Genomic DNA, 15,592 nt, shown 5'->3' on the forward strand with positions numbered 1-15,592 from the left:
GTGTTTTAAGAACGTCCTTTGCTTACGTTTGCCGCCTCACATAGCCTCAGGGATTAAAAAATTGAGAGATAAAACCTATTTTTTAAAGGCCTAATAAAAAGATCGATCCCATGCCGTAACCAAACTGTAATCTTGGCGCCATAAACTCTATTCCACCGCCTGCTATCCACGCGCCGAGCGCAAGTTTTACAACTCAGCGTTTCACCGATAGAGCAGCGTTTCCGCAGTGTCTCACTCGCCTTCCTCGGTTCGCGGGTTTTTTAGTTATTTTGATAGCATAGTTTGGGGTGCCCTAGTGGCACCCATTTTTATTACTGTGCATTCATGTAAAAGGTTAAAGCACGTGATGAAGTGTGCGTTTGGTTTACTGGGCATTTTGTGCCTGACTATCCTGGGTTGTACAAACTCCCCCACATCGACACCCAAAGAAACCCTGTCCATTGCTTTTATGCCGGACATTCACTTCCATGATGTCTACGGCGATTTTCCTGATCAGGCATTTAAGGGTCTTCCCACGAAGACGCCTGACGGGAATCAACTGGCCACCATACGCTCGATGAGTGCCCAGCTACATTCCACGCGTTTGTTTAACGAAAATTATTTTGCCTTGCTGGCTGCGCTGGATGATGCTGTTAAAAGAAACATTAAATATGTTGCGCTACCCGGCGACTTCAGCGATGACGGACAACCATTACATATACGCGGATTAACAAAAATCCTTGACCATTATCATCAACAATATGGCTTGGAATTTTTTGCTGCTCCTGGCAATCATGACCCTACCCGTCCCTTTACCCGTCCGGCAGGCAAGTCGGATTATCTCGGGGAGCAAGGTAAAGAACAGCCTATCTTCAGTCATCAACATCCAGCTTGCGTGTCAAAAATAAAAAAGCCTGACGCACATTCTGTTATTTGTTCCGATGAAGTCATGGAATGGGGTTATGAGCCAATCATGAACGCCTTGGGTTCACATGGCTTTTATCCCAAGCCCAACTACCTTTATTTCGAGACGCCTTACAGTCAATATACTTATGCGGACTACAATTATGCAACCGCACGTAGCCAAGCTGCGTTTTCTGTAAGGCAATATGAAATTTGCCATCAGGGTACCGGTGGCGAATATAAACAATCGCACTACAGTGACTGCCATTGGATACCGGACAGCAGTTACCTGGTGGAACCGGTGCCGGGAGTCTGGTTATTGGCTATTGATGCTAATGTATACCAACCGCATCAGAAAAGTAACGCTGACGAAGCCAATGCCGACAGCTTCAGTGGTTCAGGGGACGCGGGCTACAATAAAGTCATCTCGCATAAATCTCATCTGCTGACCTGGATAAGCGACCTCACTCACCGCGCTGCGCAACAACACAAAACATTAATAGCGTTTTCCCATTTTCCGATGCAGGAATTTTACGATGGGGCCTCCACTGATATCGCTCAGCTGTTGGGGGAAGATAAATTGCAACTGGCCCGCAAGCCGAATACTGCCACCAGCACATTGCTGGCCGATACAGGATTGAAGATTCATGTGGCCGGCCATATGCACATCAACGATACCGGCGTTATCAAGAGCGACAGCGGCAACACCTTGTTTAACATACAGGCGCCGTCATTGGCCGCTTATGTACCGGCTTACAAAATTTTAACTATCCACACTGATGAACATATCGAAGTAGAAACCGCTGTATTGAGAGATGTCCCGCGCTTCAATGAATTGTTCGCGCATTACCTGGCGGAGTGGAATTATCTGGAGAGTGTGCAATCTCCGCATTTGTGGAATAAGGAGATACTGGAATCTGATAATTACTACGCCTTCACAGAATGGCATTTGCGCGAGTTGTCCCGCCGACGATTCCTTCCCCAGGAATGGCCCGAGGATATTCGGGAGCTACTCGGCTTGTTAAGTGGTGAAGACTTGCTTGTCTTATCTCAACTTTCTGAAGAGCCGGATCTCGATGAATTAAAACGGCTGCTTGCCCAAAAGCGTAACTCGCCCAATAAATTATCACCAAAGAACGGCTCATGGAACCAAGCGCGCATTAAGGCGGCTGAACTGGCTACACAAAAAGGGTTTTCATTGGACGATTTCAGACGCTGGAACGGACGGGATATCAGTGTTGATTTTTATCGACTGTTTAATGCCGATCAACTGGCATTGAAGGACATCAGCCCAACACGGCTACAGCATTACCGGCTGCTCGCACAACATCTGGCGAATACCGTTGATGATACCAGGGAGGAGCCCAACGAATACGGGCAGTACCGTTATCGCTTACAGAAAGTGCTACAGATAATATTGCAATTCACTGGGGATGCTCCCAGCGATCATTTTATGCTGGATCTGAAACGCGGCAGTATCAGGCCGCTTTCCTGATTCGCATCGTGCGGCTGCGAAGGTTGGCTTTTGGTCCCTTCGGACCTCTCGGCCGCTTCGGCGTCGTCGGGTCAAACTCATCCAGTTTTCGCTCAAGATAGCTGACAATAATCGGCGCTAAGTCACCAATCAATTGTTCAACGCCTTGCGTGCCGAAGATGCGGTTGAATTCAAACAGGTACGGATATTCACCCACCATCGCCACATCGAAACCGGCGTGATCAACACCCAATGTACGGGCGATGGACTCCACTAGCTCTATGGCTGCCGGCGGGATGTAGCCCGGCATGAGGGTACCGCCGCGTGCAATATTATTGTGGAAACCATTATCCGACTGGATGCGCCAATAACCGCCGACCACCTTCTCACCAATCACGACCAGTCGCAGGTCGCGATCTATCGGCAGGTATTCCTGTGCATAAAGTACATCGGTTTTTTTGCAGTAGGCATTCCAATCCGCGCGATTTTCTATCAGAAAAACGCCCTCGCCCATACTGGCTTTGGGAAGCTTGGCCACAAACGGTAGCGGCATCGCGTCCCAAATAGCATTGGCTTTGTCTGCAGTGTTTCCTTCAATCAAGGTAAACGGAACATGGTTGGGTACCAGGGTTTCAAATACCCGGGTCATCTCTACTTTATTGTGTCCGATCAGGTAGCTGGGCAGGCTGGGGAAGATACGCGCCTTCAGTCCGTACACCAAGGGGTTGAGTTGCCAGTATTCCGGAAACAATACCCAGTCCGCCGTTTGAATGTCTTCTTTGTGGCGAAAAAAAAGTTCGGGTTTTATGTAAGTATGCGACGGAAATTTTAAGGTTCGCAGGGCATCGAAACTGAGCAGCTTCATATACGACCAGGGATGGATTGGGGTCGCGCTATTATAGAGTGGGCCGTAGGACTGTCCAGTAGGCGACAAAAATAAAGCGGTTACGCCAATACCTGCTGAATGAGAGTTATACATGAGGCACGGTAACCACCGCCAAACAGGTTCAGATGGTTAAGCATGTGGTAAAGGTTATAGAGCGACTTTCTTTTTTCATAACCCTCCTGCAAAGGCCAGCTATCGGCATAGCCGCGGTAGAATTCTGGCGAAAAGCCACCAAAAAGCTCCGTCATCGCCAGGTCCACTTCACGATCTCCGTAGTAGCTGGCGGGATCAAAGATCACCGGAGTGGAGTCAGCCAGGCATGCAGCATTACCCGACCATAAATCGCCGTGTACCAGCGAAGGCGCAGGGCAATGGTCAGCCAGCAGGGTATCGGACCGCGTCAACAGATCCTTTTCGTAAGGCTGCAACGCACCGACAAAACCATTCGCGTAAGCCATCGCCAATTGGGGTTTTAACCGATTCTCTCGCCAGAACTCCGCCCAAGCGCAGCGCGGGCGATTATCCTGAAGTGAATGGCCGATAAAATTCGCGCGCTGCCATCCATACAAGCCATCCGGAAGCTGCTGCACGGGTGCCCGGTGAAGCTGGGCGAGCTGCTGGCCTAACGCATAGCAGGAATGCCGGGTTTGTGCGGAAAGGGGCAAGGCTTCCAACACCAGGTAAGCAGCCTGCTGCACTATACCTTGCGCAATCACCGCCGGCACACGAATCGTTTGTGTTGCCTGTATCTGCTCAAGGGCCTGCGCTTCTGCGGCAAACAATTGATGATGCTGATGATTAATCTTGACGAAGTAGGCCTGCCCCTCTGCCTGTAAAACATAATTTTGGTTGATATCACCACCGCTGACAGGCGTCACGCGCTGCGGATTAACAGGACGATGCGTGTGTTGCGCTATCGCATCGGCAATCGCCAGCCACATTTTATTCAATGCCATAACCCTGTACCTGTTGCATCCGCCTGTTCAATGGCAGCTGATGTCGCTGTAGTTTATACTCATGCCAAATAATCAACGATGCCAGCACCTTGAATACCTTGTCCCCCGATTCGCTTTTATTTAACGCGCACGACCTTATCCTGCTGATGGCCGCCAGCCAATATTTGTTGCTGGCGATCCTCCTGGAAAGTACCCGTCGGCGCAACGACATCAGCAGCCACTTACTGGCGCTGATCCTTGTGTTGAATACCTTCAAAGCCATTGATGTCCTGCTGATATGGAGCGATTCCCTGCGCAACATTGTATTAGCCTGGGATCCCGATATTTTATTATTGGGCGGCTTTGCTTACTGGTTAGAAGGACCCTTACTTTACTGTTATGTTTCGGCGGTCCTGTATCGTGATTTTCGTTTTAAACCCCTGCACCTGATTCATCTGCTGCCCGTCCTGGTGTTAGGTGGCATTCTGCTGTGGCAATATTATTGGCAAGCCGATGCAACGCAAGTCGCAATGATGACTGACCTGGACTTCATGTGGGGCCAGTTGATGACTCATACCATTACATTGCGCAACGTGTCCATCATCATTTATGGTGGGTGGTGTTTATACGAACTGCATCGCTACCGCCGCCTGTTGCGTGATAACTACGCCAATCTGGAAGCACGCGAGCGGCGCTGGCTAACCTGGTTTGTCAGCGGTTTTGTGTTGATTGCAAGCTGGGCACTGTTGATCCACGCCATCGGTCACCGGATTGGTGAAGACCTGGCTAATATCCTCGGCATCTGCACCAATTATTTCACCTTCTTCTTTGTCAATTCACTGGTGTTTATCAGTATTCGTTACACGCACCTTTTCGATGGTATTGATGATCAGCGCAATATACCGCCAGAGCCGGCTTCACCTTATTTTAAGCCGGAGCAAGTCGACCGCTTGCAGAACTTTATGGCAAAGGAAAAACCGTTTCTGGAGCCGGACATCAATATCGAGTTGCTGGCCAAGCGGCTCTCATTACCGGAGCGCACTTTGTCGCGCATCCTGAATCAGAATTTTGGCAAGAATTTTTTTGAGTTTATCAATGGCTATCGCGTCGAAGAAGCCAAGCGCTTGCTGCGTGATCCGGATCAGCAGAGTACCTCTATGCTGGATATTCTTGCCGCGGCAGGCTTCACCTCCAAATCTACATTTAATTCCATCTTTAAAAAGCACCTGGGCCAAACGCCATCGCAATATCGGCAAGAACACTCAGTTAAGTAATCAGAAGATATCAAAAAAAGCCCGGCCAGGCCGGGCAAAGTACTGAGGTTTGGGGTTGCACTTCCTTGTGAGCACAACGGCCTTCAGCAGACGCTGTCCATTAAAATTGCAGGCGTGCGCCCAGACTGTAGCGCGCACCGTTTTCATAGAAGCCTACGGGAATACCGTCATCGGTGCGCTGGTAAATAATTTCATTGGTCAGATTAACGGCAGTGAAAAACAATGAGAGCTGGTCCGTGATTAACCAATTAGCCGTCGCGTCCCACTGATCGTATTCGTCAGTCACCAGCTGAGAACCCGAGGTCAATCCACCGAAAGCTTCCGAGCGATAGTTGTAAGACAGGCGCACGCTGAAAACATCATCCTCGTAATACACCGACGCGTTTAATTGGTCCTCCGAATTGCCGGGCAACTTTAGTGTTTGCCCACCATCCACAGCTGGCACCGTCGCATCGGTGTAGGTGTAGTTGGCGACCACACCAAAGCCCATGCCCAGTTCCTGTTGCCATTGCAATTCAAGCCCCTGAATGTCCGCGCCGTCCTGCGCATTGTAGGGACGTGTCACCGTCAGGGTTTGTCCATCAATCACTTCTTCGGCGGTGCGGGTGAATACAAAGGTATCCAGATTTTTCACGAAATAGGTCGCTGATAAAATGGCCGCTTCTGCAAAATACCATTCCACACCGGCTTCGTACTGATCGGCATAGAAAGGATCGAGTTCCGGATTGCCTGCACTGGCTGACGACGTCGTGGCATTGATGGTCAGGTTTGCACTCAAATCCTGGAAGGTCGGCCGCGCCATCACTTGCGACGCCGCCATGCGCACAATCACATCGTCGGCCGCATCGTAGATCACATTGAGGCTGGGCAAGTAATCTGTATAGCTACGCGAGATGCTGCCCAGGTTTCCATCAATATAGGCCTGGGAAGTCTGATCGGTTTCTACACCCCGCACCCCAAGGTTACCGCGCCATTTGCCGGATTCAAAATTGGCTTTAGCATACACAGCGGTAATTTCCTCGTTGATTTCATAATAGGCTTGTTGATCAAAGGTGTAGGCCATCGCACCTTCGCGGAACATCGGATCAATCACTGATTTCGCCAGATCACCATCAATCCATGCATACTGGGTCAAGGAACCTGCCGTCGCCGACTCACCGTGCAAGCGCGGGGTTAATCCACCGGACACTTCATCCATGGTGATAGTGCGCCAGGCAGGATGCGAGCTGTCGGTGGTACCTACCGTGCGATTGTTGGTGATGGTTTCGTCGCGGAATTTGGCGCCCAGTTTGACGCTGGTAATCGGGCCCCAGTCCAAATCAAATTCCACATCAGCCTGCGCATAGTTTTCTTCATCTTCCATGGTGCGAATCCAGTCGCGTGCACTCATCAATGTCAGCGCAGAATGAGCCGTGGGATCAATATCCAGATATTCAATTTCAATGGTATTGGGACCGAGATTAATCCGTTCGCGCGTGTTGGCTTCAAACCAATAACCCATATCGCGGTCACTGCCGCCCTCGGCGTTAGTGGTACCGAATTGCCCATGGGCCACCCATCCCTCGCCGTGATACGTCACATCAAAATCCAGCACCTCGGTTTCGACTGAGGCTTCGCGAAAGATCGGCTCAATCGCCGCACCACCGCTGTCAGGATTTTCCAGCGTGCCACCAACCAGGGCGAGATTGCCATCGCCGGTAGGAATAAAACGCGGGTCCGTGACCGTGTCACCGTTTTCCAACTTGTAGCCGCCAGGCATGAATAAATAATTCTGGTTGTTGTTATCAGAATCCATATCGGATTTAACGTAGTTCAACACCATATCCCAGGCATCCGTCGGCCTGAACTGCATCGTCAGATTAGTGGTCAGGCGTTCGTTGTCCTGTTGAAAGATGGCGGAACCACCACCCCACACGGCATAGACATTGTCAGTTACATCGCCATTTTGATCGGTGACCGAATAGAGCGTGTTGGTCGGAAAAGTTTCCAAACCATCGCGTCGCACTGTGCGTTTTTGTGAGCTGACGGACGCGAGGATACCGAAGGTGTCCGTTGCATTTTTCCAACTGCCCAACGCGGAAAATTGCGGATCAATTTCATCCGGCAATTCACTGTAGACACCTTCAGCGGAGGCATGGAAGGTCATGGCATCCAGATCCAGCGGCTTGCGCGTGCGCACAATCACTGTACCGCCAATGCTGCCTTCGTCGATATCCGCTTCCGGACTTTTGTACACTTCCAGCGAGGACACCAGCTCCGAGGCTAGGATGGAGTAATTAAATCCACGACTGGGATTGTCGTTGGCCCACCAGTAAGCGGATGCCACGTTCTGACCGTTCATCAGCGTACGGTTCATGGTGCTGTTGGTGCCACGCACAAAGATATCGCGCCCTTCACCCCAGATACGGTCAACGGAAATACCAGGAATGCGTTGCAGCGAATCGGCTACATTTTTGTCAGGGAATTTTCCGATATCTTCCGCGTTGATGGCATCGACGATGGAGTCGGCGTTTTGTTTGACATTAAGTGATTGCTTTAAACTGCCGCGAATGCCGGTGACGAAGAGTTGTTCGATCTGTTCGTCGTCGCTGCCGGGTTGGGCGTGTAGCGGTAGTGCGGTGCTGAGTGTGAGTAGTGCGATGGTGGAGGCGAGTTGTTTTTTGCGTGAGCTGATCACTTTTGGTTTCCCCTGTTTATGTACGGACCGCTTGGCGGTCTTGTTATTTCATACCACTGCCGGTTAAGTAAACGCAGTGGGAGGGGGAAACCCGACATGAAATTGTAATATGGCGGATTAAACGCTATGAAATTCATTAAACGAAAAATATTTACTCGGTTTTGTCGGTATTTTCTGATCGGGTGCGTTTGATAATAGATGTCTTGGAGTAGTAGGCGAGGCAGTCGTGGCGGAGTAGGGTGTGAGGCACGCCGTGAATCCATCCTTGGAGGCTCATCATCGACATCCCTGTCGATGATGGTCTCACACCCTACTCCGCCACGCCTGCTGTGCTAAATTCACGATTAATATTTCATAGCCATTTTTATTAAAATTTCTTGGCACATACTCGCAGAGAATTGGGCAGAGGCCTCCGGGACCATCATCGACAGGGATGTCGATGATGAGCCCCCATGGATGGGTTCACGGCGTGTCCCGGAAGCCTCTGCCCAATTCTCCCCACCAAACTAAACCTTAAAGTTTTAACCTCACTCCAACAGAAAACCATCTACCGTTTTCATATAAACCTTGGGGAATATCATTCGCCGTTCGATAAAAAATGACTTCGTTCGTCAAATTCACACCCTCAACATACACCGTCAAATGTTCTACCGGCGTATAAGCCGCCGAAAAATCCCATTGTTGATATCCGTCAGTTTCGTCCTGCGAACCGGAGATTAATTCACCGAAGGACTTGGAACGGTAATTGTAGGAAAGGCGCAGACTGTAATGCGGGCTTTCATAGTAAATGGATGCATTCACCTGATCGCGCGAGTTGCCCGGCAGGCGTAAGCTTTGTTGTCCGTCCGGTGAGGGTACGCGAGCATCGGTGTAGGTATAGTTGCTCAGCCAGCCTATGCCATTTCCCACATCCTGTTGCCATTGAATTTCCACACCATTGATACGCGCGCCTTCGGCGTTGTAGGGGCGGGTGATATTCAGCTGTTGGCCGTCAACCGTTTCTGTCACGGTTTCGGTGTAGATAAATGTGGAAATGTCTTTATAAAAATACGTCGCCGACAAAATAGCGGCGTCATCGAAGTACCATTCAATGCCGCTATCCAGTTGACGCGCCCGGAAGGCGTCCAGATTGGGGTTGCCTTCGGATGCTGTGCCACTGGTGGCGTCGATGACGATGTTAGGGCTCAGGTTTTGAAAGGTAGGACGCGCCATAACACGGGATGCGGAGAAGCGCCACAATGCGGTGTCATCAATATCGTAGGCAAGGTTAACACTGGGAAGGTAATCGCGGTAACGGCGCTGTTCGATAACCGTGTCCCGTTCGCGATAGGCTGTGGATGTTTGTTGTGTTTCTACCGCGCGCACGCCCACATTGCCATGCCAGGCGCCGCGTGCAAAATCCGCTTTGAAATAAGTCGCTGTAATATCTTCGTTGATGCGATAAAACGCCGCGCGATCTTCGTGGTAAATCATTAACCCGTTTTCCAACAATGGATCAATAACTTCTGCGATCATACCTTTGTCAGCCCAGGCAAACCGTGTGAGCGAGCCGGCGCTGGCGGTGTTGCGATGCAACGGCGGTGTTAACCCGCTGGATACCTGATCAAGGCCGATATATCCCAGCGTTACCCACCCCGGATGCGCGGTATCGATGCGCCCTAGGCGACGATGATTTTCAATACTGTGGTCGCGCCATTTGATGCCCCATGTAATACGCGAAAAAAACGCGCTATCAAGGTCCCGCTCTGTATCCAGTTGCGCGTAGGTTTCTTCATCTTCCATACGGCGCTGCCAATCGCGGGAATCGCTGGAGAAACGTGCAAGGCTGGCCGCGTTTTGTGGATCGAGATCGAGATAATCCACTTCAATACTGTCACGACTCAACGAAAAACTGTGCCGCGTATTGCCGAGAAAACGGTAGAGGCGATCATGATCTGTGCCGCCGGCGGCGCTGGTGATGCCCACTTGCGTATGCCATTGCCAGACATCGCCGTGATAATGCACATCAAGGTCGTAGAGTGTACTGCGCACGTAGGCCTGACGAAAAATGCTGTCGATAGCGGCGCCCACGCTGTCAGGATTATTCATCACGCCGCCGAGCAAGGTTTGTCGTCCATCACCGGTTGCGCCAAAGCGCGGGTTAGTCACAGTGACCGGGGGCGTTTCGCGCAATTTAAATCCGCCGGGCATGAATAAAAAATTCTGGTTGCTGTTATTCATGGCCATGTTGGACTCAACATAATTCAATGCCAACTCCCAGGCATCAGCGGGTCGCCATTGCAAGGTGACGTTACTCGTTTGACGTTCGCGCTCCTGTTGAAAAATAGCGGAGCCGCCACCCCAGATGACATACACATCCTCCGTTACCTGTCCTTGTTCATCGACGATGTCATAGCGCGTGTTATCCGGAAAGGCTTCCAGGCCGTCACGGCGCATTGAACGGTTTTGCCAATTAAAGGACGCCAGTACACCAAACGTCTCGGCGGCATTTTTCCAACTGCCGAGCACAGACGCCTGGGGATCCCAGGCACCGGGCAATTCACTGTATTGACCTTCCAGGTTCAGCCGCAGGGTGTTGCTGTCCATATCAAAGGGTTTGTGCGTGTAAATAATCACCGTGCCGCCGATACTGCCTTCATCGATGTCCGCCGTCGGACTTTTGTGCACGGCCAGCGATGCAATTAATTCTGATGCAAGGATGGTGTAGTTAAAACCCCGGCCCGGATTATCGTTGGCCCACCAGTATGCGGAGGCGACGTTCTGGCCATTCATCAAGGTGCGATTGATGTCTTTATCGGTACCGCGAATATTGATGTCGCGCCCTTCGCCCCAAATGCGATCCACCGACACCCCAGGAATCCGTTGCAAGGCATCCGCGATATTTTTATCGGGAAATTTTCCAACGTCTTCGGCGGTGACCATGTCCACCACCGAATCCGCGTTTTTCTTTTGTACCAGATTGCGTTTCACACTGCCGCGAATGCCGGTGATGAGCATTTCATCCGGAACGGCCAACGGCGGTGCCGTTTCCTCCTGCACACCATCGCCAAAAAAATCCGGCGAAACCGTTTCCGCATGGCGTGCCGGCGGCGCAACAAAGATAACAATGGCGTTGTTGCGCAGGGTGTATTGCAGTTGCGTATGACGCAGCAAGTGCGCAATGGCCTCGCGCGCGGTGAATTCACCCTGCAGCGGCGCCACAGAAACGGCGGGAATATCTTCCGGACGAAACAGGATCTGCAATCCGGATTGTTCGGCGTAGTGTGTCAGGGCGGTGGCAAGAGGCTGTTCGTTGATGGTGTACATATGCCCGAAGGCAAAATGCCATGGCAGGAGCAAACCCAGGCCAGCAGCCAGGGCCCATGATCGCAGCATAGCCGGGGAGATCAGCCGTTTCATTCGCTTGTGTTTGCCGATAATAAAAGTGTGTAGCGCCGGACCGACGGCCTCGGGGCAACATATCAAATCATCCGCCACAGCAACAGACAAAGTTCAGACAGGAACCCGGAAGCGGAACCCAGGTCCATTTTTTTATGCTATCCGTGTCGGGTTTTGCGTGCTGTTTACGTTATAGGGATTGCTGCTCAGGATAAGATATGGCGGCAAACGTTATTCACACTGGCCTCTCCATTACGAGCATCTCTATCACACGGAAATCGTCCATGTCGCCTGGCAAACCCAACCTTACGCTGGTCTCCAACCAGCCCTCTGCGCCGGGCGGCGATACCGACAATTTATCCGTTGAAGCCCTGTACCACTGTTACCGCCACAGCCTGTTGAATTACCTCGCCGGCATTCTGCCCGGCGGCCGTCAGGATGCGGCCGAAATCCTCCACGAAACCTATGTGCGCCTGTTGCGCCAGGAAGATCTGACACGCCTGCAGGAAAATCCACGCGCCTATATCTTTGCCATTGCTACCAACCTGGTGCGCGATTCACTGCGCCGACGCAGCAGCCGTATGTTCGATGCCCACGTCGACTTTGATGAGCTGGAATTCCCCAGCGATGAATCCACCCCAACCCGGGCACTCGATTGGGAGGATTCGCTGAATCGACTCAAGCAGTCGCTACTGGAATTGCCCGTTATCACCCGCCAGATTTTTTTGCTCAGCCGATTCGACGAACTGACTTACCCGCAAATTGCCGATGCGCTCAATATCAGCACGCGCACGGTGGAACGCCACATGAGCAGCGCTATCAAAGCACTGCAACATTCACTTGAAGATTTACTATGACCCAGCCTGCTACTGAAAAGAAAACCCGTCGCATGATCAAAGCAGAGGCTGCACTCTGGTTTGCCAAACTGCGCGGGCCGGACAGTGATCCGGAGTTGCAGCAGGATTTTGAAGCCTGGCTGAAAGAAAACCCGGCCCACGAACTGGCTTATGAACAATGCTGCACACTGTGGCTGATGACCAATAACCTGCGCGAGGATGAAGACATACAGCGCGAGCTGATCAGTGCCCGCCAGGAACTGGAACCCGGTTATCGCCAGCGCAGTGTCGGTTTGAATAACCCGGGCAGTTGGCTGGCGTATGCGGCGGTACTGCTGCTATTCGGGATCGGTTTTATCTTCAGCATCAATTACCTCAGCGAAGAGGAATTCAGCACGCGCATCGGCGAGCAGCGCCTGGTGCAATTGCCCGACGGCTCGACCGCCATGCTCAATACCGACACGGTCATCAGCGTGCATTATTCCGGGAAAAAACGCCGCATCCGTTTGCACCATGGCGAAGCCTATTTTGATGTGAACAAGGATAATCAACGGCCGTTTGAAGTGTCGGCTGCCGGCAGCCTGGTCCGGGCATTGGGTACCGAGTTTAATGTGGCCATTCGTGATCAGACTTTGTCGGTGGATGTGGCCGATGGTGTGGTGGAATTGAAATCCAGAAATCCCTTGATCGCCGATCAATCTATCATCACAGAAATTCGCAAGGGCGAGGCCGTCAATTATAAAAAAGGCGATGAAGCCACCAAAGTAGAAGCTGCCCGATTGGCCCGTATCTCGGCGTGGCAAACCCGTAAGATTTATTTCGATGCCGATACGCTCGCGAATGCCGTGGCTGAATATAACCGTTACATCACAGAAAAAATTACCGTGGTGGATAGCGAATTAAATCAGCAACGTATTACCGGGATTTTTCATCTGGGCGATCTCGATACCTTTATCTTCAGCCTGGAACAAGCGCTCAATGCCCGCATTGAGCGCAGCGGTAAAAATATCCTGGTGATGAAGGGAGTGGCGCTGCCCGCAGAAAGCTAGCCTCACCATCCTCCATAGCGACTTGCACGCACTGATAAACTGCGCTAAAACGCTCCCGCGTTTGTTGGCGGAGAATCAGTAGCATGAATAACACCCTAAGCCCCGAATACTTACAACGCTTTGGCGGCATCGCCCGACTGTACGGTCAGGATGCTTTGGCGGCCCTGGCCCAGGCACATTTTGCGGTGATCGGCCTCGGCGGTGTCGGCACCTGGGTGGCAGAGGCGCTGGCGCGCAGCGGTGTGGGTGAACTGACCCTGATCGAGCTGGACGATGTGTGCGTGACCAATACCAATCGCCAGTCCCATGCCCTCGCCTCACAAATTGGCCGCTCAAAAAACCAGGTCATCAGCGAACGCCTGCGCGATATCAATCCTGAAATTCGCTTGCATACACACGAGGACTTTATCGATCAGCACAACATGACAACGCTGATCGGGCAGGAGCATCACGTGGTGATTGATGCAATGGATGCGGCGCATATCAAAGCGCGCCTGGTGGCTTATTGCAGCGCGCTAAAGATTCGCTTGATAGTAGTGGGCTCATCCGGCGGGAAACGTGACCCACAGTTGGTGCGGGTTGACGATCTCGGCCGTACCGAAAGCGATCCCATGCTCGCCAAGATCCGCACGCAGTTGTATCGCCATTACCATTTTGCCCGAGACAAACAACGCAAGTTTCGCGTCGATGCGATTTATTCTACCGAGCAGATGGTATACCCAAAGCCTGACGGTTCCGTGTGTATGGACAAACAGGTTTTACAGGACGGGGTGAAGCTGGACTGTGCTGGTGGTTTTGGTTCGTCGGTAATGGTGACTGGCACCTTCGGGTTTCTCGCCGCTAACCGCGCGATTGAACGTTATTTGCAAAAGCGTTGCCGCCCTGGGCCGCCAGATTAAACCAGACCGGCGTCGATACCCGCCATTTCGCAGGCCCGCAGCAGCATCGCCCGAAAGCCGTTATTGCGCGAGGGGGTTATATGTTTCTCAAGCCCGGCATCGCGTAACAGCCCACCCAAATGTAACTGCGCCAATTCTTCGGCGGTTTTATTGTCGATATGAACCAGCAGTAAAGCAGCCAGACCTTTGATCACCCGGCTGTCGCTGTCGAAGGCGAAATGGTGTCGGCCATCCCGATACTCGTGGCCCATCCAGGCTGCCGTTTCGCACCCTTTGACTGCATTGGCCGGATGGCGCAGCGCGGGCTTGGGCGCGATCAACCGCCCCCAGTCGGTAATCAGGCGGTATTTACTTTGCCAGTTATCCGCCGCCAGCAGCCGAGCCACGGACACCTCGCTCAGATCATCATGAATCATCAACCCACCTCATCCGGCAGCCGGAATAATCGGCGCGTGTTATTAGTAGTTTGAGCAGCAACCTCTGCAACGGATTGCTCACGCAATCCGGCCAGGATTCGCAGCGTCTCCGGCAGATACTGCGGACTGTTGCGCTCACCCTGACGACCGCAGAGAGGCATGTCCGGTGCATCGCTCTCCAGCAATAATGCCGTCAGCGGGACTTCGCTTACCGCTTGGCGGGTCTTGTGCGCCCGCTCATAAGTAATAGTGCCGCCAATGCCGAGATAAAAGCCCATGTTAATGTAAGTCTCCGCGATCCGGGTGCTGCCGCTGAAGGCATGAATTACCCCGCCTGCCGAAGGCCGGTACCGGCGCAAGAGCGCGATAACCTCGTTGTGCGCTTTGCGACAATGGATGATTAACGGCATGTTCAACTCGCAAGCCAATTCCACTTGCAGGGCAAACAACTCTTGCTGATGCTCAAAATGTCCATCGACCAGCTTGTCGAGGCCACATTCACCCACAGCCACGCAGGGCGATGCGGTCAGGGTTTGTCGTAAGTTATCGCGAATCTTGTCTCGCTGGTTTGCAGACAAGTCGCCTCCGACCAGATCCTTCACCCACCAGGGATGAACACCCGCCGCACAATAGATACCCGGGTACTCGGCGCTCACCTGCGCCGCCGCTTGCCACTGGTCCGGTGCCACCCCGGGAATGATTAACTGACCGACACCCACACCCTGGGCGGCCGTCCAGACCGTCGCACGGTCAGGATCAAACGCCGCAAAATCGAAATGACAATGGCTGTCCACCAGTAGGGGGATTGATGACACAGGAAGCTCCTCTCTCGCTATAGTGGCTACATACAGTTGGCTAAATACATCGGCACAGCGGGGGAAGTATA

At 52.2% G+C, this 15,592-nt stretch carries 11 protein-coding genes; 5 read left to right on the plus strand and 6 right to left on the minus strand.

The genetic code is table 11. The features are described from left to right. Positions 1 to 346: 346 nt before the first annotated feature. A complete protein-coding gene (locus ACSV5M_RS08790) occupies positions 347 to 2,377 on the plus strand; it encodes a metallophosphoesterase (protein WP_439175757.1) in 2,031 nt (676 codons plus the stop codon). On the opposite strand, the gene ACSV5M_RS08795 is transcribed toward ACSV5M_RS08790, so the two are convergent. Both ACSV5M_RS08795 and ACSV5M_RS08800 read right to left on the minus strand, forming a co-directional pair. Further along, positions 2,361 to 3,221, minus strand: coding sequence for an ATP-grasp domain-containing protein (locus tag ACSV5M_RS08795; protein WP_439175595.1), 861 nt, complete (start codon positions 3,219 to 3,221; stop codon positions 2,361 to 2,363). The two genes, ACSV5M_RS08790 and ACSV5M_RS08795, sit on opposite strands and share 17 nt — an antisense overlap. Before the next feature lie 80 nt (positions 3,222 to 3,301). Then, positions 3,302 to 4,198 (minus strand): fructosamine kinase family protein, encoded by an 897-nt coding sequence (locus ACSV5M_RS08800; RefSeq protein ID WP_439175596.1) that lies wholly within the window; start codon positions 4,196 to 4,198, stop codon positions 3,302 to 3,304. 89 nt (positions 4,199 to 4,287) lie between these two features. On the opposite strand from ACSV5M_RS08800, the gene ACSV5M_RS08805 reads away from it, so the two are divergent. Next, on the plus strand, positions 4,288 to 5,451 hold the full coding sequence (locus ACSV5M_RS08805) for a helix-turn-helix domain-containing protein (RefSeq protein ID WP_439175597.1): 1,164 nt from the start codon (positions 4,288 to 4,290) through the stop codon (positions 5,449 to 5,451). A gap of 100 nt (positions 5,452 to 5,551) precedes the next feature. Here the strand turns inward: ACSV5M_RS08805 and ACSV5M_RS08810 are convergent, their stop codons facing one another. Together ACSV5M_RS08810 and ACSV5M_RS08815 are read right to left on the minus strand one after the other, a co-directional pair. After that, positions 5,552 to 8,128: a TonB-dependent receptor gene (locus ACSV5M_RS08810; protein ID WP_439175598.1), complete on the minus strand. Its 2,577-nt coding sequence runs from the start codon at positions 8,126 to 8,128 to the stop codon at positions 5,552 to 5,554. A gap of 513 nt (positions 8,129 to 8,641) precedes the next feature. After that, the gene (locus ACSV5M_RS08815) at positions 8,642 to 11,503 is read right to left on the minus strand and encodes a TonB-dependent receptor (protein WP_439175599.1); all 2,862 of its coding nucleotides are present in this window, start codon (positions 11,501 to 11,503) and stop codon (positions 8,642 to 8,644) included. Between the two features lie 287 nt (positions 11,504 to 11,790). Between ACSV5M_RS08815 and ACSV5M_RS08820 the strand changes: the two genes are divergently transcribed. The 3 genes from ACSV5M_RS08820 to tcdA all read left to right on the plus strand — a co-directional run bounded on the left by ACSV5M_RS08820 (position 11,791) and on the right by tcdA (position 14,290). Then, entirely contained in the window at positions 11,791 to 12,363 is a 573-nt protein-coding gene (locus tag ACSV5M_RS08820) for an RNA polymerase sigma factor (protein WP_439175601.1), read from the plus strand. Continuing rightward, positions 12,360 to 13,391, plus strand: a complete 1,032-nt coding sequence (locus ACSV5M_RS08825) for a FecR family protein (protein ID WP_439175602.1) — start codon at positions 12,360 to 12,362, stop codon at positions 13,389 to 13,391. Before ACSV5M_RS08820 ends, ACSV5M_RS08825 begins: the two co-directional genes overlap by 4 nt. Positions 13,392 to 13,474: 83 nt before the next feature. Beyond that, the gene (gene tcdA / locus ACSV5M_RS08830; protein ID WP_439175603.1) at positions 13,475 to 14,290 is read left to right on the plus strand and encodes a tRNA cyclic N6-threonylcarbamoyladenosine(37) synthase TcdA; all 816 of its coding nucleotides are present in this window, start codon (positions 13,475 to 13,477) and stop codon (positions 14,288 to 14,290) included. Here the strand turns inward: tcdA and ACSV5M_RS08835 are convergent. Together ACSV5M_RS08835 and ACSV5M_RS08840 are read right to left on the minus strand one after the other, a co-directional pair. Then, positions 14,287 to 14,706, minus strand: a complete 420-nt coding sequence (locus ACSV5M_RS08835; RefSeq protein ID WP_439175604.1) for a SufE family protein — start codon at positions 14,704 to 14,706, stop codon at positions 14,287 to 14,289. The two genes, tcdA and ACSV5M_RS08835, sit on opposite strands and share 4 nt — an antisense overlap. Then, complete coding sequence (locus ACSV5M_RS08840) at positions 14,706 to 15,521, minus strand: TatD family hydrolase (RefSeq protein WP_439175606.1); 816 nt, start codon at positions 15,519 to 15,521, stop codon at positions 14,706 to 14,708. The genes ACSV5M_RS08835 and ACSV5M_RS08840 overlap by 1 nt, the downstream gene beginning before the upstream one ends. Between the last annotated feature and the right edge of the window lie 71 nt (positions 15,522 to 15,592).

The organism is Cellvibrio sp. ARAG 10.3 (assembly GCF_051846955.1).
GTDB lineage: Bacteria > Pseudomonadota > Gammaproteobacteria > Pseudomonadales > Cellvibrionaceae > Cellvibrio.

Excerpts from the sequence above, each read along its gene's own strand:
- ACSV5M_RS08790 (WP_439175757.1), top strand. The coding sequence starts at position 347 with ATGAAGTGTGCGTTTGGTTTACTGGGCATTTTGTGCCTGACTATCCTG.
- ACSV5M_RS08795 (WP_439175595.1), bottom strand. The coding sequence starts at position 3,221 with ATGAAGCTGCTCAGTTTCGATGCCCTGCGAACCTTAAAATTTCCGTCG.
- ACSV5M_RS08800 (WP_439175596.1), bottom strand. The coding sequence starts at position 4,198 with ATGGCATTGAATAAAATGTGGCTGGCGATTGCCGATGCGATAGCGCAA.
- ACSV5M_RS08815 (WP_439175599.1), bottom strand. The coding sequence starts at position 11,503 with ATGCTGCGATCATGGGCCCTGGCTGCTGGCCTGGGTTTGCTCCTGCCA.
- ACSV5M_RS08820 (WP_439175601.1), top strand. The coding sequence starts at position 11,791 with ATGTCGCCTGGCAAACCCAACCTTACGCTGGTCTCCAACCAGCCCTCT.
- ACSV5M_RS08825 (WP_439175602.1), top strand. The coding sequence starts at position 12,360 with ATGACCCAGCCTGCTACTGAAAAGAAAACCCGTCGCATGATCAAAGCA.
- tcdA (WP_439175603.1), top strand. The coding sequence starts at position 13,475 with ATGAATAACACCCTAAGCCCCGAATACTTACAACGCTTTGGCGGCATC.
- ACSV5M_RS08835 (WP_439175604.1), bottom strand. The coding sequence starts at position 14,706 with ATGATTCATGATGATCTGAGCGAGGTGTCCGTGGCTCGGCTGCTGGCG.